The organism is Streptomyces sp. NPDC002935 (assembly GCF_040611295.1).
In the GTDB taxonomy this organism is placed as follows: domain Bacteria; phylum Actinomycetota; class Actinomycetes; order Streptomycetales; family Streptomycetaceae; genus Streptomyces.
Genome location: NZ_JBEXNW010000015.1, coordinates 121,663 through 139,294 on the forward strand (window position 1 = coordinate 121,663; position 17,632 = coordinate 139,294).

Here is a 17,632-nt window from a genome sequence, read left to right on the forward strand (position 1 = left end):
GGTGTCGGACCCTCGTGCGACACTCGCTCTCATGCTTGGTGTCATCGATCTCCCCACCTATCTCGCGGGTCTTGTCCTGATCGTCCTGCTGCCGGGGCCGAACTCGCTGTACGTGCTGTCCGTCGCCGCCCGCAGGGGTGTTCGTACGGGATATACCGCAGCCGCCGGCGTGTGGTGCGGGGACACCGTGCTGATGACGCTGTCGGCGGCCGGAGTCGCGTCGCTGCTGCAGGCGAACGCCGTGCTCTTCGGGATCGTGAAGTACGCCGGTGCCGGATATCTGACGTGGCTGGCGCTCGGGATGCTGCGGGCCGCGTGGGCGATGTGGCGGGCCCGGCGGGAGCCGGTCGTGCGGAGCGAGGAGACCGAGGCGGTGGCCGGGGAGCGGCCCTTCCGGCGGGCGCTGGTGATCAGCCTGTTCAACCCGAAGGCGATCCTGTTCTTCGTCGCCTTCTTCGTCCAGTTCGTCGACCCCGGGTATGCCTACCCGGCCCTCTCCTTCGTCGTGCTCGGAGCCTTCGCCCAGCTCGCGAGCTTCCTCTACCTGACCGCGCTGATCTTCAGCGGTACGCGGCTGGCGGCGGCCTTCCGCCGGCGCAAGCGCCTCTCCGCGGGCGCCACGACCGCCGCCGGTGCCCTCTTCCTCGGCTTCGCGGTCAAGCTCACGCTCGCCAGCGCCTAGGACGCTCCGGCCGGGTCCTGGCCGACGGTCAGCCCCGCCCGGGTCGCGTACTCCGGCAGATCCTGCGTGCCGGTGCCCGCCCATCCCACGTAACCGTCGGGGCGGACGAGGAAGACCCCGGTCCCGTACCTCTCGTACGACCCGATCCGCGCGGTGCGGACGCCGGGGAGCACCGGTGTTTCCGCGTCCGCGCCGACCGCGAGCAGGGTCCAGTGCGGTCCCCGGAACACGTCGAAGAGGCGCACGCCGTCCACGGTTCCGTCGGGGGCGCGGTCTCCCGCCTGAAGGGCTTCGTCCGGCAGGCCCGTACGGGTCTCCACCGCGAGCGAGGAGTCGCGGTAGCCGAGCCCGAGCTGGCGGGTCGCGCCGCCGCGGCGGACCTCGCCGCGGTGGACCCGGGTGGACAGGCCGAGCATGTCGGCGGCGACGGGGAGCCGCTCCTCCTCGTAGGTGTCGAGGACGGACTCGGGAGCCTCGCCGCGCAGGACCGCGCCGAGCTTCCAGCCCAGGTTGTAGGCGTCCTGGACGCTGGTGTTGAGCCCCTGGCCGCCGGCCGGGGAGTGGATGTGGGCCGCGTCCCCGGCGAGGAAGACCCGGCCGGCGCGGAAGCGCTCCGCCAGCGCCGTGCGCGGCCGGAAGTCCGAGGCCCAGCGCACCTCGGTCACGGCCTCGGGCGAGAGGTGGGAGCGCGCGGCGACGGTCTTGCGGATGCCGTCGAGGGACAGGTCGACGTCCGTGCCCTCCGGGAACTGGGCCACGACCTGGAAGTCCTCCGTACCGGCGAGCGGGCAGATCGCCAGGAAGCCGCCGGTGTCCTCACGCGGCGGGAAGACATGCCAGTTGTCGCGGTCGAGCCCGGTGATCCGTACGTCCGCGACGAGCATCGGGTCCGGGTCGACGGTCTCTCCGGCCATGGCGATCCCGAGCGCGCGCCGTACGGCTGAGCGGCCACCGTCGGCGGCGACGACGTACCGCGCGCGGACCGGCGCGCCGGAGTCGAACCCCACGGTCACGCCGTTCTCGTCCTGGGCGACCGCGACGACCTCACGGCCGAAGGCGACCCGGCCCCCGAGCTCCTCCAGCCGCGCGCAGAGGATCTCCTGCGTACGCCACTGGGGCACCATCCACGGCGCGTTGTACGGCGAGTCGTCGCTCGGTTCGGCCGGGTCGAACATCTGGTGCTCGCCCACGCGCTCGCCGTCCTGCCAGATCATCCCCACCGGGTAGTCGCCGCCCGCCGCGCGGATCGCGTCGAGGACGCCGAGGTCGTCGAAGACCTCCATCGTGCGCGGCTGGATCCCCTTGCCGCGGGAGCCGGGGAACAGCCCGTCGGCCCGCTCGACGACGAGAGCGTCCACCCCGCGCCGGGCGAGATCGGCGCCGAGGGCGAGACCGGTCGGGCCGGCGCCCACCACGAGCACGTCCACGTCCACCACGTCCACGGCCATCTCCTTAACGCTGTTAAGTTCCATGCCGCGAGCATGCCCTTAACGGCGTTAAACTGTCAAGCGTGGTTACCCAGAGACCCCCGAGGTCCCCCAAGCTGGACAAGAAGCAGGTCGTCGAGACCGCCCTGCGGCTGCTCAACGAGACGGGCCTCGACGGCCTCACCCTCCGGGCCATCGCCAAGGAGCTGAACGTCCAGGCGCCCGCGCTCTACTGGCACTTCAAGAACAAGCAGGAACTGCTCGACGAGATGGCCACGGAGATGTACCGCCGGATGGTCGAGGACTCCGCGGCGGCCCCGGGCGACGGCTGGCGGGAGCGGCTGCTCGCCGCCGGCCGCGGACTGCGCGCCGCCCTGCTGAGCTACCGCGACGGCGCGAAGGTCTTCAGCGGTTCACGCTTCACGGGGAACCTGCACGCCGTGGAGATGGAGCGGACGCTGCGGCTCTTCACCGAGGCGGGATTCACCCTCACCCAGGCGGTCCGCGCGACGTCCACCGTCTACCTCTACACGATCGGCTTCGTCACCGAGGAGCAGGGCGTCCAACCCCTGCCGGGCGAGCGCCGCGAGGGCTACGACCTCACGGAACGCGCCCGCCGCATGGCCGACTTCCCTCTGTCGGCAGCGGCGGGCGCGGAGATCTTCGACAACTACGAACGGCACTTCGAGGAAGGCCTGAGCCTGGTCTTCGCGGGCATCGAGGCGCGCTACGGGATCGGCTGAGCGGCGACTTGGGTAGCGCTCTGCGAGGATTCGGCCGCGGAATCGGGGATTCGGCCGGGACCGAAGTCGGCTGTAATGTGCGGAGCAATTGAATTCGAGCGGCCCCGTTTCCGGGTGGTCTGCCGACCACCCGGAAACGCCTGGACATGGATCAGCAGTGATCGGTGGACGTCCCGTACCAGCCGCCCCATGTATTGGTCGCGTAGTCGTCGTAATTGCAGTAGTAGTTTCCGGACTCCGTCACGACCTTCACAGACTTGCCGGCGGAGGTCTCGAAGAAGGCGGTGAAGGCTAACGCTCTGCCATTTCCGGGCATCTCCTTCCAGCCGCCCGCACCCGACCATGTGTGCCAGATGCTTCCTGAAGGTGCCACGCCGAAGCACTCGGACGGCCCGAATTGCCAACCGACCAGCTGTGCGCCGTACTGGTTGAGATTCCCTGTGTAGCCCAGACACGTGGTGGACGCAGCGGCCGCCGACGTTGTGGACAGCCCCACCGCGCCGACGGCTGCCAGTGACAACGCGGCGACAGTGGCCGACAGGCGGAAACGAGACTTCATCACTTCTCCTCCGTTCTGTTTGGCTTTGCTGGAGTTGTTCCGGCTCGCACGCTACGGAAGCAGAAGTGAATCTCACAAGGGCGGATTTCGGCTGTCCACAGGAACGGACTCAAGCACTCCACGTAGGGAGAGTGGCGCAAGAATTCAACTGTTCGTCATTCTTCCGTCTCACGTGATGCCCGCATTAAGGACTGAAGTGGCTATCTCGGACTATTGCATGGCGGAATGACGTGCCGACTCGTAGCGTGCCGGGGCGGTTATCGGTCGAGAGCCAGTTGTTCCGGGATGAGAAAGTCTCTTTTTGGTGTCTGTGCTGCGGCCGGGCACTCCGTACCCGGCCGTAGCGCGCGCTCACCCGATGCGCGAGGACGGCCGCCCCCGGTCATTGGTGACCGGGGGCGGCTGCGTTCGGAGCGCGGGCGACTTTCAGCCAGGGGCGGTCACCGGACGTTCGGCTGTCACGGGCGCGTCGGCGGTCACCGGAAGGCCGGCTACGAGCGCGGCTTGGACAGCGCCGTGCGGAGCTTCGGGGTGAGCCAGCTCTCCACGTATTTGTTGAGCAGCCAGGCGAGCAGCAGCATGGTGGCGACCGTGGCCAGCAACGTGACGTACGACGGGAGGTGCAGGCTCTGGTGGTAGGCCTTGATGGCGACCCAGCCCAGGTGCTCGTGGACCAGGTAGAAGGGGTACGTCAGCGCTCCCGCGACCGTCAGCCAGCGCCAGTTCGCCCAGTTCAGCCAGCCCAGCGCGATCGCCGCGACGGCGACGTAGCCGAAGGTGACGACGAGCATGATGCCGATGGCCGAGCGGTTGGAGAAGAACTCCGGGTTCGGGGCGTGCCACAGGCGCTGGACCGCGTAGTGCTGGCCGATCAGCCAGCTCACGCCCACGATGCCCCAGGCGTACGCGTCGCGCCGGTCGCGGTGGACGAGGTAGAGGCCGACGCCGCCGATGAAGTACGGGGCGTACTCCGGCATCAGGACCATGTTGAGGAGTGGCTCGTTCACGCCCTGTGCGATGGCCGCCGCCAGTGTCCAGCCCGCGCTGAACAGGATCACGCGCTGCCGGTTCGCCCCCGGCAGCACGATGCACAGCGCGAAGAGGGCGTAGAAGCGGATCTCCGCCCACAGGGTCCAGCACACGCCCAGCACCCGGTCGACGCCCAGTGGCTGCTGGAGCATCGTGAGGTTGACCAGCGCGTCGCTCGGCGAGACCGCCTTGTAGGCGACGGCGGGCAGGGCGAACACGGCCGTCACGATGATGATCGCGGCCCAGTACGCGGGCAGCAGCCGGGAGGCGCGGGAGGCGAAGAACGAGCGCAGCGGCCGGCCCCAGCCGCTCATGCAGATGACGAAGCCGCTGATCACGAAGAAGACCTGCACGCCCAGGCAGCCGTAGGCGAAGAGCTCGTGCAGGGTGGGAAACTGATGCTTCGGCGAACTGCCCCAGGCCTGCACCACCTCGCCGTCCCGGCCGCCGTAGTGGTACCCCGCCACCATCAGGGCCGCGACGAGTCGCAGTCCGTCCAGGGCACGCAGCCGGTTCTCCCGGCGCGCCGCGGGCTTGGGCGCGGGAGGTGTCTCGGCAGGAGGCAGGACGGTACGGACCACGGTGCCGGTTGACGTCCCGCGGGCCTCCTCGGGCGTGTCGATCACAGGGTTCCCCTCAATGGGACTCGGCTGGCCCACAGCACGTTAGTCCGATAGTCGGGGATGCTTGCGCCCTGGCGTGGCCGGTTCGCTGTCTCGCCCACGGGAGTTCATCTATGTGATGCCCTCACGTTGAGAACTCTTCCGAATCGTCACAAAACGACCTTTGCCCTGGAAGTGTGGCCCAACAGGTGTCGCGGGGCGAAGTGGAGCGCAGGGGCGCTCAAGAGCGCGCGCAGGGCGCGCGATGGGTGTGAAGGGTGCGCACGGAGGGCGCGTGCGGGGAGCTCCGCCGACGGCGCATGCGCCGGGTGCACGCGAGCGCGCCTCCGAGGCGCGCTCGCAACAGACCGGGCACCGCAGGGAAGCGGCGGCCAACGCAAGGAGCACTCCGACCCGAGGCACGGGCGCACACGAAGCGCGGGCCGACCCGGCGGACCCGGGCAGCCCAGCGGACCGGGCCGACCCGGCGGACCCGGGCCGACCCGGCGGACCGGGCGGACCCGGCGGACCAGGGCAGCCCGGTGGACCAGGGCAGCCCGGTGGACCAGGGCGTCCCGAGGAACCCGGGCGCCTCGAAAGAGGACGGCCAACGCGGGCGAGCGCGGCGGGCCGAGGGTGCGGGTCAGCCGGCGAATCCGGGCAGCCCAAGGGAGCGGGGCCCGGTCGAGTCGACCCGGCCCCGCTCCCTGGTGCTTCAGTGTTGGACCGCCCCGCGTCCGCGGTCGGCCCCGCTGCCGCGCCCCGGGCTGTTGTGCGCGCCTCGGCGGCTCACAGGCCGCTGCCCGCGGTGAGTGGGCCCGCCTCAGCGCCCCACGGCCCGCTTCAGCGAGCGCGCCCTCCGGGCGACCCGCCGTACGGTCGCGTTGCGCGGGATGAAGGCGAGCTGTGCCGGGACCGCTCCGGGCAGGGCCAGCGAGGTCAGACGCTTGCGCTTGAAGTAGCGCCAGGTGTGCTGGGTCAGATGGCTCGTCAGGTAGCCCTCGGCCGCCGGACGCAGGTCCGGGTAGATCTTCGGCTGCATCGCGAAGCCCACGGCGCGCAGGAGCTTCGTCAGCTCGGCCACGTCCATGCCGGGGCGCTGTTCGGCGACCGCCGCGTGGTCCGACAGCTCGGGCAGCAGCGCGTCGACGATGGTCACCGGGACACGGTTGCTGTTCTCGTACGGGGTCAGCCGGTCCAGCAGCGACCCGGTTCCGACGCGGGCGACCGGCAGACCGTACAGCGCGGACGCCGTGAGCAGCGCCGTGGAGAAGCAGCCGACGACCAGCGCGGGGCGCATCCGCTGGTAGAGCACCTCGGCCAGGACCGGGGTGTCAAGCACGGTGAGGTCCGCGCCCAGTTTCTCGGCCTCCTTCTCCAGCAGCCGCGACCAGCGCGCCGGGGCCGAGGGGTGCGGCTTGAACACCACGCGGGTGTGGCCGAGCGCGAGGGCGCCCTTCAGCATCTCTACGTGGAGGTTCTCCTCCTCCTCGGCGGTGAGGATCTCCAGGGCGGAGAGGTACTGGCCGAGCAGCAGCGCCGGCTCGTCGATCGAGGGCAGCTCGTCACCGGTGTCGACGAGTTCGGCGAGGACCTTCACGAACGCGTCCGTGGGCACGATCTCCGGCTCGACGTCGAACTCGGTGAGCAGCAGCGGCTTGAGGCCGGGGACCAGGTCCAGATGGAGCAGCCGGGTCACCCGCGTGCCGACCAGCGGGTCGATCTTGTTGCGGGTGGGGCCGTAGCTCATCAGGCCGTCGGCGTACACGGTGACGGGCGCGCCCATGAAGATCTGCGAGACGCCGAGTGCCGGGTTGACCTGGATCGACTCGACGGCCAGTTCGATGTCGTCGTCGCCGAGGTTCCAGGCGAGCCGCAGATGCCGCTCCCACAGGGGGACGTCGTCCGGCCGGGGGGCCCAGCCGCCCGGGTGGAAGGGAGAGATGGTCTCGTTCCACGAGATGACGTCGTCGAAGCGGCCGCGCAGCTGCTCGAAGCCCGGCATCTCGTCCACGCCGGGTGTCGTCTCGGGCGTGGACGCGTTGTTGGAGACGAGCAGGATGCGCCGGTCGGCGGGTCCGAAGCTGTCGGTGTCGAGGGCCGCGGCGAGCGTGGCCGTCCCGTACAGCGTGGACGCCATGAAGATCTGGGTGGTCACGCTGCCACCCCCGCGGCGGGCGCGGGCCGTCGGCGGAGTCGGCGCAGCCGGGTGGCGCGCTGGACGTCCATCGAGTCGAGGGCCTCGTCGAGCACGTCTTGCGGCATGCGGCGCAGTGCGACGGCACTCATGGACTTCAGTTTCCGTGCCACCGCTGGCTCGAACCTTTCGATGGATCCCAGGTGATGGGAAATAATCGCGCAATATGTGCGCACGGCTTTGGGCAGGAGTTTATCCGCGTCCCGGTCCTCTGCGGTTTCCGCAACGACCTGGTCGAACGCGCGAATGAAATCGAGTTGGCGTACGTCCCCGATCTGGGTGAGGGAGGAGGCGACGCCCCGCCGGTAGAACACGCCGAGCAGCCCCACCGTGGCGAAGGATTCCGCCTCCCGGTGGAGCTTCCAGATCCACGGCCGGTCCTCGGCCGTGCGCAGCCCGTCGGTGAAGTGGAGCAGGCCGCGGTCGACCAGCCGGCGGTGGTAGATGCCCGCCCAGGCGTAGGCGTAGTCGACGGAGGTGGACCGGTCGGAGGGCAGAATGGCGTCGCGGGGGTTGAGGACGACCCCGCGCCGGCCGTGCGGAACACGGTGGACGGAGCGGGCCCTGGCGGTGCACTGGACATGGTCCGTACGGACGAAGTCGCAGCCCAGGTCCTCGATGGAGGAGAGGAGTTGTTCGTAGTATCCGGGGGCGAGCCAGTCGTCCCCGTCGAGAAACGTGAGGTACTCGCCACGCGCTTTGTCGATCCCGGTGTTGCGTGCGGTGGCCAGACCTCCGTTCTTCTCGTGTCTGACATACACCGCACCCGGGAGCTCGCGCTCCGCGCGCGCGAGGATGTCCGGTGTCTCGTCGCGCGAGCAGTCGTCGACGAGAATGAATTCGAAGTCCTGCCGTGCGTTCGCACGCAGGCTCTTCAGGGTGTCGGGCGCATATTGCTGCACGTTGTAGAACGGCACGATGACGGAGAGCTTGACCACCCCTGTGACGTTAGGGGGCGGCCCGGCATTCGTCTTTACCGTTGGTGAGATGCCAGGTGAACGACGCGTGGCGGAACAGTGAACCAAGCCGTTTTCTCAGGCGATCCTGGGCTGATTCGCCAATCGTCGATGTGCTGTTAACCGTTTGTTGTATTCGGGTTGGGCCGCTCCTCGAAAAGGGTTCCTAGCGTCTAGGACGTGCCAGCAAGTACCACGAAGTCCCTGCGGGTGGCCGTCCTCGCGGATTCCGACACCAGGTGGAAATGGGGTTCGCTCACCGCGAACCGTATCTCTCCGGCTGAATCGGACATCTGCCTCGACGGGTTCCTCCTGCGCGGCCGTGCCACCCCGACCGCCCGCCAGCTCGAAGAAGTCGGCGTCCGCGCGGACTCTCTCCGCGAGGTCACCGCCGTCGAGTTCCTTCGCGAGCTGGGCAAGGAGGACTGCGCCTACGACGTGGTCGTCCTCGCCCTGGTCGGCGGTGCCGTCCAGGCGGTGCTGCACGGCCTGGCCCGCGCCTGGGACGGGCGGACGAAGCGGCCCCTGGTCGTCACCGGTTATGTGGGTGTCGTCTACGAGAAGCTCGCCGACGGGCTGCTCCTGCGGAACGGCGCGGATCTCGTCCTCGCCAACTCCCGCCAGGACGCGGACCGTTTCCGGGCCGTGTACGAGGGGGTCGGCGCCGACGCCGGGTCGGTCACCGAGGTCGCGCTGCCCTTCCTCGGCGGGGCGGCGTACACGGAGAACGACCCGTACACGGTCGTCTTCGCCGCCCAGCCCTCGGTACCGGAGAACCGCAAGGACCGTACGTACCTGCTGGACCGGCTGATCCGGCACGCACGGCTGCATCCGGACCGCGAGGTCCTGCTCAAGCTGCGCTCCAGGCCGGGCGAACACACCACGCACATCGAGGAGCTGCCGTACCAGAAGCTGGTGCAGAAGGCGGACCCGCCGGCCAACTTCCGGCTGGTGTACGGGCACATGGGTGAAGTCCTCGACCGCACCGACCTGCTCGTCACCATCAGCTCCACCGCCGCACTGGAGTCCCTGCACCGCCGTATCCCCACCGTCGTCCTCAGCGACCTCGGGGTGCGCGAGGCGCTCGGCAACCACCACTTCGTGGGTTCCGGCTGCCTCGCCTCCTGGGACCAGCTCGACGAGGGGTACCAGCCGGTGCCCGACGCGGCGTGGGTGGCCCGGCAGGGGGTCGCCGCCGAGGGAGGCTCGTACGAGACGGCCTTCGACGTGGCGCGGTCGCGCATCACCGAGCTGCTGGCGGCGGACAAGCTGCCGCCCCTCGCTCCCTACTACACACCCGTCACCGCGCCCGGCTATCTGCCCGGCATCCTCGCCCGCCACCACCTCGGCCCGGACGGCAGCCCGCTGCCCGGCGCGCCCGCGGCGGACAGACAGCCCAGCCCCGTACGGCAGATCGTGCGCAGGGCCGCCCGCGGCGCCTACCGCCACGGCGTCCAGCGCGTGGCGCCGGTGATCCGGCGGATGGGCGACCTGTGAGCGCCCCGACATCGGGCATCCGGCGATCCCTCGCCCCCCACGCCTCTCTCGCCTCCCTCGTCAAGGAGAACAGCGCATGACCAACTCGGAAGCGGGCCAAGCCGCGCCGGTGCGCCGCGTACTCGCGGTGATCCCCGCGCGTGGCGGCTCCAAGGGCGTGCCCGCGAAGAACCTCCTCCCGGTCGGCGGCGTTCCGCTGGTGGCCCGTGCGGTGCGCGAGTGCCGCGCCGCCCGCCTCGTGACGGACGTCGTCGTCTCCACCGACGACCAGGCCATCGCGGCGGCCGCCCGCCAGGCCGGCGCCGAGGTCGTCCTGCGCCCCGCCGCCATCGCCGGGGACACCGCCACCTCCGAGGCCGCCGTCCTGCACGCCATGGACACCCACGAGGCGCTGCACGGCTCCCCGGTCGACGTGGTGCTGCTCGTCCAGTGCACCAGCCCCTTCATCATCCGCGAGGACGTGGACGGCGTCGTGAACGCGATCGTCGCGAACGGCGCGGACACGGCGCTGACCGTGGCCCCCTTCCACGGCTTCGTGTGGCGTGACGGGGACGACGAGCCCGCCGTCCCGGTGGCCGTCGAGACCGAGCGCGCGGCCGTCGACGGCGGCGTCGGCACCCTGGTCGCGGACACCGCCACCAGCGGCGGCTACGGCGTCAACCACGACAAGTCCTTCCGCCCGCGCCGCCAGGACCGCCCCCAGGACCTCCTGGAGACCGGCGCGGTCTACGCCATGGCGGCGGCCGGCTTCCGCGTGGCCAAGCACCGCTTCTTCGGCCGCACCGAACTCGTGCGCACCGACCCGGCCCGGGTGCTGGAGATCGACGATCCGCACGACCTCGCCCGCGCCCGCGCGCTGGCCCCCCTCTTCGACGCGAACCGCCCCGGTTCGCTCCCGACCGCCGACGACATCGACGCGGTCGTCCTCGACTTCGACGGCACCCAGACCGACGACAGGGTGCTGATCGACTCCGACGGACGGGAGTTCGTCTCCGTGCACCGCGGGGACGGACTCGGCATCGCGGCCCTCCGCAAGAGCGGGCTCACGATGCTGATCCTGTCCACGGAACAGAACCCGGTCGTCGCCGCCCGGGCCCGGAAGCTCAAGATTCCGGTCCTGCACGGCATCGACCGGAAAGACCTCGCACTGAAGCAGTGGTGCGAGGAGCAGGGCATCGCGCCTGAGCGCGTGCTCTACGTCGGCAACGACGTCAACGACCTCCCGTGCTTCGCCCTCGTGGGCTGGCCGGTGGCGGTCGCGAGCGCCCACGACGTCGTGCGCGGCGCCGCACGCGCGGTCACCACCGTCCCCGGTGGCGACGGCGCGATCCGAGAGATCGCCAGCTGGATCCTCGGCCCTTCTCTCGACTCCCTCGACAAGTAAGGAACGTTTCACCATGAGCAACTCCCGTCTGCGCACCTTCGGTTCGAAGACCGCCGGCCCGGGCCACCCCGTCTACGTCGTCGGCGAGATCGGCATCAACCACAACGGTGAGCTCGAGAACGCCTTCAAGCTGATCGACGCCGCCGCCGAGGCCGGCTGCGACGCGGTCAAGTTCCAGAAGCGCACCCCGGAGATCTGCACCCCGCGCGACCAGTGGGACATCGAGCGCGACACCCCCTGGGGCCGCATGACCTACATCGACTACCGCCACCGTGTGGAGTTCGGTGAGGACGAGTACCGCCAGATCGACGAGTACGCCAAGAGCAAGAACATCGACTGGTTCGCCTCCCCGTGGGACACCGAGGCCGTCGCCTTCCTGGAGAAGTTCGACGTCCCGGCCCACAAGGTCGCGTCCGCGTCGCTGACCGACGACGAGCTGCTCCGCTCGCTGCGCGCCACGGGCCGCACTGTCATCCTCTCCACCGGCATGTCGACGCCGAAGCAGATCCGCCACGCGGTCGAGGTCCTCGGCAGCGACAACATCCTGATGTGCCACGCCACGTCGACCTACCCGGCGCAGGCGGAGGAGCTCAACCTCCGCGTCATCAACACCCTCCAGGCCGAGTACCCGAACGTTCCGATCGGCTACTCCGGCCACGAGACGGGCCTGCAGACCACGCTCGCCGCGGTCGCCCTGGGCGCCACCTTCGTCGAGCGTCACATCACCCTGGACCGCGCGATGTGGGGCTCCGACCAGGCCGCCTCCGTCGAGCCGCAGGGCCTCACCCGCCTCGTCCGTGACATCCGCACCATCGAGGCCTCCCTCGGTGACGGCGTCAAGAAGGTCTACGACTCGGAGCTCGGCCCGATGAAGAAGCTGCGCCGCGTCACGGGCGTCGTCGCCGAGGCCGAGATCGCCGCGGCCGCGGGCGAGCCCGTCTCGGTCTGAACGCCCTGAAATCCTTACGACGGGACGGTCGTACGTCGATGAGCCCCCGCGCCGGTTCCGCCGGCTCCCACACTCTCGCCTTCGTCGAGAGTCCGGTACAGCTTCTGAACGTGCTGGAGTGGGCGCACGCACACGCCCACAGTGCCGCGGCGCCCGGCGCGGGGCTCACCCTCGTCGTCCTGTCTCCCAATGACCCGATGACCCGCGGTCAGCTGCGCCGGATGGCGGAGCTGGCCCGCGACGAGGGTCACGCGGTCCGCTGGGAGGAGGCGCGCGGCGGCACCACGGCCCCCTTCCACACCATCGGGGGACTGGCTCCGCTGCTGCGCCGGGCCCGGCGGATCGTGATGGGGGACCCGTTCTCCCGCTATGTGCAGCTGTTGCTGACCATCACCAAGGCACAGGACCTGGTCGTGGTCGACGACGGCACCGCGACGATGGAGTTCGTCGCCCAGCTCGCCCGCGGTGAACGCCTGGTGCGCTGGCACCGGCGCGGTGGCCGCCCCGGCCCGCGGGACGTGCTCTTCGCTCCCGTGTCCGCCGCGGCCCGCCGCCGGCTGACGCCCAGCGACCGCCGTACGGTCGAGGTCTTCTCCTCGATGCCGATCGAATCGGCACCCGACGGTGTCCGCATCACCCCCAACGACTTCTCCTGGACCCGGGCCCGGTTCGGCCCGCCGCGCATCACCAAGGGAGCGGACCTGGTCGGCACCTCGCTCGTCGAGACCGGCGTGGTCGACCCGGACCGCTATCTGGAGGCGGTCCGCGCGCTCGCCAAGGCGCATGGCGCGACCCGTTACTTCGCGCACCGCCGCGAGAGCAGCGACAAGCTGCACCGGCTGGCCGTCGAGACGGGTCTGGAAATCGTCCGTCCCGACCTGCCCCTCGAACTGATCGCCCGGCGTGGCCCCATAGGCCGGACGATCCTCAGCTTCCCGTCGACGGTCGTGCACACGCTGCCGCTGGCCCTGGTCGGCACCGATGTACGCGTCGCGGTCTGCGACATCGACCCGAGCTGGCTGACGGAGAACGCCTCGCCTCGGGCCCAGGGCTTCCTGTCCGGGGTCACGGGGACGGCACGGGACGTCCACCGTCTCTCGGCGGTCTCCACCGTCTAGAACCAGCCACATCTCGTCATCGTGGAGAGCCCGGCGCGCCGCGCCGGGCTCTCCACGTTCGTCGGTGGCCCGGTCTACGCGCATCGCCCGTGCCGCTTAAGCGCATCCTCCACGATGACCGCACCGAACAGACATGCGCTGTTCGCCAGTTCTCCATAATTCACGCGTTGGACCGACACGAACCGGCCATTGAATCGCACCGCGCGGTGCCGATCGGCGGCCGCGCGGGGATTCCGTTCCGGAATGGGGGACCGCACGTGGCGTCCGCGCAAGAGGAGTCCGGTAGACCGGAGTCCGAAAGACCGGGGTCCGAGGGGCCCGGGTCGGACCGATCGGAGTCCGAGAGACCGGAGTCCGAGAGATCGGTGTCCGGCAGACCGGAGTTCGACGGACCAGGGGCCGGTGTCGCCGTCTCCGGAGGGCCCGGTCTTCTGGAGCTCGTTCCCCGGCGGCTCAACGCGGCCCGCGGCGTGGGTGACCGCATATTCCGGTACCAGCTCACGGCCACCGGCCTCGCCGTCCTCGCCGTCATGGCGGGCGTCGGGCTCTTCCTCCTCCTGCGGGCCGCCCAGGCGCTGCGCACCCGGGGCTTCGCCTTCCTCACCACTGCCCAATGGCAGCCGGACGTCCACCAGTTCGGCATCGCCGCCGTCCTCACCGGCACCGTCCTGATCGCGTTCGTCGCGGTGGCGATCTCCGTGCCGCTGGCCGTCGGGACCGCGCTGTTCATCTCCGACGTCGCCCCGCCCAAACTGCGCCGCACCCTGGTGAGCATGGTCGACCTGATGGCGGCCGTCCCCTCGGTGGTCTACGGACTGTGGGGGCTGTTCTTCCTCCAGGAACACGTGATCGGCCTGTCGCGGTGGCTGTCCGAATGGCTGGGCTGGATCCCCCTGTTCACGGTGGACGGCGCCCAGCCGGGCGACCCGCTCGCCTCCGAGAGCGTCTTCACCGCCTCCACCTTCATCGCCGGGATCGTCGTCGCCCTGATGGTCGCGCCGATCCAGTGCTCGGTGATGCGCGAGGTCTTCTCCCAGGCCCCGGCCGGCGAACGCGAGGGCGCCTACGCGCTCGGCGCGACCCGCTGGGGCATGATCCGCAGCGTCGTCCTGCCGTACGGCAAGGGCGGCATGATCGGCGGCACCATGCTCGGGCTCGGCCGGGCGCTCGGCGAGACCATCGCCGTCTACATGATCATCTCGCCGGTCTTCGTCATCCAGCCGCACATCCTGCAGACCGGCTCGAACTCGGTGTCCTCGCTGATCGCCCTGCACTACGGCGACGCCTCCACCTTCGGTATGTCGGCGCTGATGGCGGCGGGCCTGGCGCTGTTCCTGCTCACCCTGGCGGTCAACTTCACCGCCTCCTCCGTTGTGGCCCGCAGCCGCTCCGGCGCGCAGAGCGAGGCATGAGATGACCGTCATCGAAGAAACGTCCCTGTCCGACGTCCGGGACGCCGTGCCCGCGCCCGCGGACGTCACGGTGGAGCCCGCTCCGGAGCCGCTCCGGCCGCGCCGCATCGGCGGTGTCAGCCGCTCCGGGGTGTTGTCCCTGTGCGGTGCCGCCGCCTCCGGCTTCTGCGTCACGGTCCTGCTGTTCGGTCAACTCGCTCCGTTCTCCGGCGGGTTGGGCTTCACGGTCACCGCCTACCTCGTCTTCCTGGCGATCTATGCGGTACTGACCGGGCTCGACGAGGACGGCCAGGCCGTACGCGACCGGGTGATGACCGTCGTGCTGTGGACGACGGCCACGCTGCTGTTCTCCGGCCTCTTCCTGGTCGTCGGCTTCACCGCCTGGCGCGGCCGGGAGGCGCTGCCGCACCGCAACTTCTTCACCGAGGACATGCAGGCTTCGGGCCCGCTCGACCCGCTCACCCACGGCGGCATCGCCCACGCGATGCTCGGCACCCTCACCATGATCGCCATCGCGCTCGCGATCACCGTGCCGCTGGGCCTCGCCTGCGCCGTCTATCTGAACCAGATCCCGGGCCGGTTCTCCCGCTTCGTCCGGACGATCGTCGAGGCGATGACCGCGCTGCCCTCGATCGTCGCCGGTCTGATGGTGTACGCCACCTGGATCCTCGGCCTCGGCCTGCAGAAGTCGGGCCTCGCCGCCGGCTTCGCGATCAGCGTGATGATGCTGCCGATCGTGATCCGGGCCTCGGACGTGGTGCTGCGCCTGGTGCCGGGCAACCTCACCGAGGCGGCGGAGGCGCTCGGCGCGCCGCGCTGGCGCACGGTGTGGCACGTCGTGCTGCCCACCGCCCGCTCCGGCCTCGCCACCGCCGTCATCCTCGGCACCGCCCGAGGGATCGGCGAGACCTCGCCCGTCCTGCTCACCGCCGGCTTCACGGCCGCGCTCAACGCGGACCCCACCAGCGGACCGATGATCTCGCTGCCGCTGGCGGTCTTCAACTTCGTCAAGTCGCCCGAGCCCACGATGATCGCCCGCGGCTTCGGCGCCGCGGCCGTCCTGATGGCCCTGGTCCTGGTGCTGTTCGTGATCGCCCGGGTGATCGGCGGGCGCGGCCCCGGCCACCAGACCAAGCGTCAGGCCCGCCGTACAGCCCGCGCCTCGCGCCAGGACGTACGGCGCTTCGAGGACCTGCACGCGCCCGGACTGTCCCTGTTCGAGAACCCGGCGGGGTCACACCGCACGGGAACCGCCTTGTCCGCCCCCGCCACCGGAGAGACCGACTGATGCGCAGCCACCTCCACACCGCCCTCGGGCGCCTGCGGGCACTCGGGACGCTCGGCGCGCTGCTCGGCGTGATCGCCGGGCTGCTGGCCGGTCCCCTGGCGGCCCCCGCCGCCGCCGAAAGCTACACACCGATCTCCGGCGCCGGCTCCACCTGGGCCGAGAACGCCGTCGACGAGTGGCGCCGCGCCGTCAACCAGTACGGCATGCGGATCAGCTACGCCGGCACCGGTTCCTCGGACGGCCGCCGCCAGTTCCTCAGCGGCACCGTCGACTTCGCCGTCTCGGACATCCCGTTCCAGACCCACCCGACCGACGGCTCGGCCGCCGAACGGCCCGGGTCGGGTTCGTACGCCTACATGCCCATCGTGGCCGGCGGCACCGTCTTCATGTACCACCTGACCGTCAACGGCAAGCGGGTCACCAACCTGCGCCTGTCCGGCGACGTGGTCACCAAGATCTTCACGGGAGCCGTCAAGACCTGGGACGACCCGGTGATCAAGGCCGACAACCCGGGGATCCAGCTCCCGCACCGCACCATCGTCCCCGTCGTACGCTCCGACGGCTCGGGCTCCACCGCCCAGTTCACGATGTGGATGGCCAACCAGCACAAGTCGCTGTGGCAGGCCTACTGCCGCCGGGTCGGCCGCTCCGGAGCCTGCGGACAGACCTCGTACTACCCGACCGTCTCCGGAATGATCGCCCAGGCCGGTGACCTGGGAGTGGCGGGCTACGTCGCCCAGAACTACGGCGAGGGCGCGATCGGGTACGTCAACTACTCGTACGCCCTGAAGGCGCACTATCCGGTCGCCAAGGTCCTCAACCACGCGGGCTACTACACCGAGCCGACCCCGCAGAACGTCGCGGTCTCGCTGCTCAAGGCGAAGATCAACACGGACAGGAGCTCCGCGGACTACCTCACCCAGAAGCTCGAAGGCGTCTACAACGACTCCGACCGGCGCAACTACCCGCTCTCCAGCTACTCGTACATGATCCTGCCCCTGAAGGTGCAGGGCACCTTCACCAAGGCCAAGGGCAAGACGCTCGGCGCGTTCTCGTACTACTTCATGTGCCAGGGCCAGCAACAGGCGCCCTCGCTAGGCTACTCGCCCCTGCCGATCAACCTGGTGAAGGCGGGCTTCGAACAGATCCGCCGCATCCCGGGCGTGCAGGCCCAGAGCATCAACATCAAGGGCTGCAACAACCCGACGTTCTCCAGCGACGGACACAACAAGCTCGCCGACACCGCTCCCTACCCGGCGGCCTGCGACAAGAAGGGCGCCCCGCCCTGCACCACCGGCAGCGGCGGCGCCAAGGCGGGCGGCAGCTCCGGCGGTTCGGGCTCCACGGGCGGGACGAGCGGTGGCGGTTCCACCTCGGGCGGCTCCACCGACGGCGGGACCACCGGCGGGAGTTCGGGAAGCGGTGGCGGGACAGCGGGCGGCGGCACCGGGGGCGCCGAACCGGTCGTCGACCCGGACACCGGACAGACACTGTCGCCCGGAACCGGCGGCGGCTCCGGAGCAGGCTCCTCGGGGGGCAGCGCGGGCGGCAGCGGCAGCGGTGGCGCGGTCAACGACACCATCGCGCTCGCCCAGCCGGTGTCCGTGGCCGGCAGCCAGGGCTGGAGCAGCACCCAGACGCTGATGCTGATCGCCGCGTTCCTGGTGCTCGGACTCGTCCTGCTGCCCTCCGTGGTGTCCCGGGTGATCGCCGGACGCGGCACCGGTGCGAGCGGAAGCGGCAAGGACGCCGGAGAGGGGCGTACGCGATGAACTCCCGCATCACAGGA

At 70.3% G+C, this 17,632-nt stretch carries 14 protein-coding genes; 9 read left to right on the top strand and 5 right to left on the bottom strand.

The window, feature by feature from the left end; all coding sequences use genetic code 11:
- The first annotated feature begins 31 nt into the window (after nucleotides 1-31).
- Nucleotides 32-682, top strand: coding sequence for a leucine efflux protein LeuE (gene leuE, locus ABZX90_RS21820; protein ID WP_355207115.1), 651 nt, complete (start codon nucleotides 32-34; stop codon nucleotides 680-682).
- On the opposite strand, the gene ABZX90_RS21825 is transcribed toward leuE, so the two are convergent.
- Entirely contained in the window at nucleotides 679-2,154 is a 1,476-nt protein-coding gene (locus ABZX90_RS21825) for an FAD-dependent oxidoreductase (RefSeq protein WP_355207118.1), read from the bottom strand. The two genes, leuE and ABZX90_RS21825, sit on opposite strands and share 4 nt — an antisense overlap.
- A 38-nt stretch (nucleotides 2,155-2,192) precedes the next feature.
- Here ABZX90_RS21825 and ABZX90_RS21830 point away from each other — a divergent pair, with 38 nt between their 5' ends.
- Nucleotides 2,193-2,852 (top strand): TetR/AcrR family transcriptional regulator C-terminal domain-containing protein, encoded by a 660-nt coding sequence (locus ABZX90_RS21830; RefSeq protein ID WP_351128186.1) that lies wholly within the window; start codon nucleotides 2,193-2,195, stop codon nucleotides 2,850-2,852.
- Between the two features lie 151 nt (nucleotides 2,853-3,003).
- On the opposite strand, the gene ABZX90_RS21835 is transcribed toward ABZX90_RS21830, so the two are convergent.
- The 4 genes from ABZX90_RS21835 to ABZX90_RS21850 form a co-directional block, all read right to left on the bottom strand.
- Nucleotides 3,004-3,411 (bottom strand): hypothetical protein, encoded by a 408-nt coding sequence (locus ABZX90_RS21835; RefSeq protein WP_351128184.1) that lies wholly within the window; start codon nucleotides 3,409-3,411, stop codon nucleotides 3,004-3,006.
- 491 nt (nucleotides 3,412-3,902) lie between these two features.
- On the bottom strand, nucleotides 3,903-5,006 hold the full coding sequence (locus tag ABZX90_RS21840; protein ID WP_355207224.1) for an acyltransferase: 1,104 nt from the start codon (nucleotides 5,004-5,006) through the stop codon (nucleotides 3,903-3,905).
- Nucleotides 5,007-5,865: 859 nt separating this feature from the next.
- Nucleotides 5,866-7,200 (bottom strand): alpha-2,8-polysialyltransferase family protein, encoded by a 1,335-nt coding sequence (locus tag ABZX90_RS21845; RefSeq protein ID WP_355207122.1) that lies wholly within the window; start codon nucleotides 7,198-7,200, stop codon nucleotides 5,866-5,868.
- Nucleotides 7,197-8,177: a glycosyltransferase family 2 protein gene (locus tag ABZX90_RS21850; protein ID WP_351128181.1), complete on the bottom strand. Its 981-nt coding sequence runs from the start codon at nucleotides 8,175-8,177 to the stop codon at nucleotides 7,197-7,199. The genes ABZX90_RS21845 and ABZX90_RS21850 overlap by 4 nt, the downstream gene beginning before the upstream one ends.
- A 198-nt stretch (nucleotides 8,178-8,375) precedes the next feature.
- Here ABZX90_RS21850 and ABZX90_RS21855 point away from each other — a divergent pair, with 198 nt between their 5' ends.
- The 7 genes from ABZX90_RS21855 (at nucleotide 8,376) to ABZX90_RS21885 (ending at nucleotide 17,615) form a co-directional block, all read left to right on the top strand.
- A complete protein-coding gene (locus ABZX90_RS21855) occupies nucleotides 8,376-9,692 on the top strand; it encodes a DUF6716 putative glycosyltransferase (RefSeq protein ID WP_355207125.1) in 1,317 nt (438 codons plus the stop codon).
- A 76-nt stretch (nucleotides 9,693-9,768) separates the two neighbouring features.
- Nucleotides 9,769-11,076 (top strand): N-acylneuraminate cytidylyltransferase, encoded by a 1,308-nt coding sequence (locus tag ABZX90_RS21860; protein WP_351128177.1) that lies wholly within the window; start codon nucleotides 9,769-9,771, stop codon nucleotides 11,074-11,076.
- 13 nt (nucleotides 11,077-11,089) lie between these two features.
- Nucleotides 11,090-12,025: an N-acetylneuraminate synthase family protein gene (locus ABZX90_RS21865; RefSeq protein ID WP_351128175.1), complete on the top strand. Its 936-nt coding sequence runs from the start codon at nucleotides 11,090-11,092 to the stop codon at nucleotides 12,023-12,025.
- 38 nt (nucleotides 12,026-12,063) lie between these two features.
- A complete protein-coding gene (locus ABZX90_RS21870; RefSeq protein WP_355207128.1) occupies nucleotides 12,064-13,143 on the top strand; it encodes a hypothetical protein in 1,080 nt (359 codons plus the stop codon).
- Nucleotides 13,144-13,508: 365 nt separating this feature from the next.
- Complete coding sequence (gene pstC, locus ABZX90_RS21875) at nucleotides 13,509-14,555, top strand: phosphate ABC transporter permease subunit PstC (protein ID WP_351128171.1); 1,047 nt, start codon at nucleotides 13,509-13,511, stop codon at nucleotides 14,553-14,555.
- A 1-nt stretch (nucleotide 14,556) separates the two neighbouring features.
- Nucleotides 14,557-15,843: a phosphate ABC transporter permease PstA gene (gene pstA / locus ABZX90_RS21880; RefSeq protein WP_355207131.1), complete on the top strand. Its 1,287-nt coding sequence runs from the start codon at nucleotides 14,557-14,559 to the stop codon at nucleotides 15,841-15,843.
- On the top strand, nucleotides 15,843-17,615 hold the full coding sequence (locus ABZX90_RS21885; protein ID WP_355207133.1) for a substrate-binding domain-containing protein: 1,773 nt from the start codon (nucleotides 15,843-15,845) through the stop codon (nucleotides 17,613-17,615). The genes pstA and ABZX90_RS21885 overlap by 1 nt, the downstream gene beginning before the upstream one ends.
- Nucleotides 17,616-17,632: the final 17 nt, after the last annotated feature.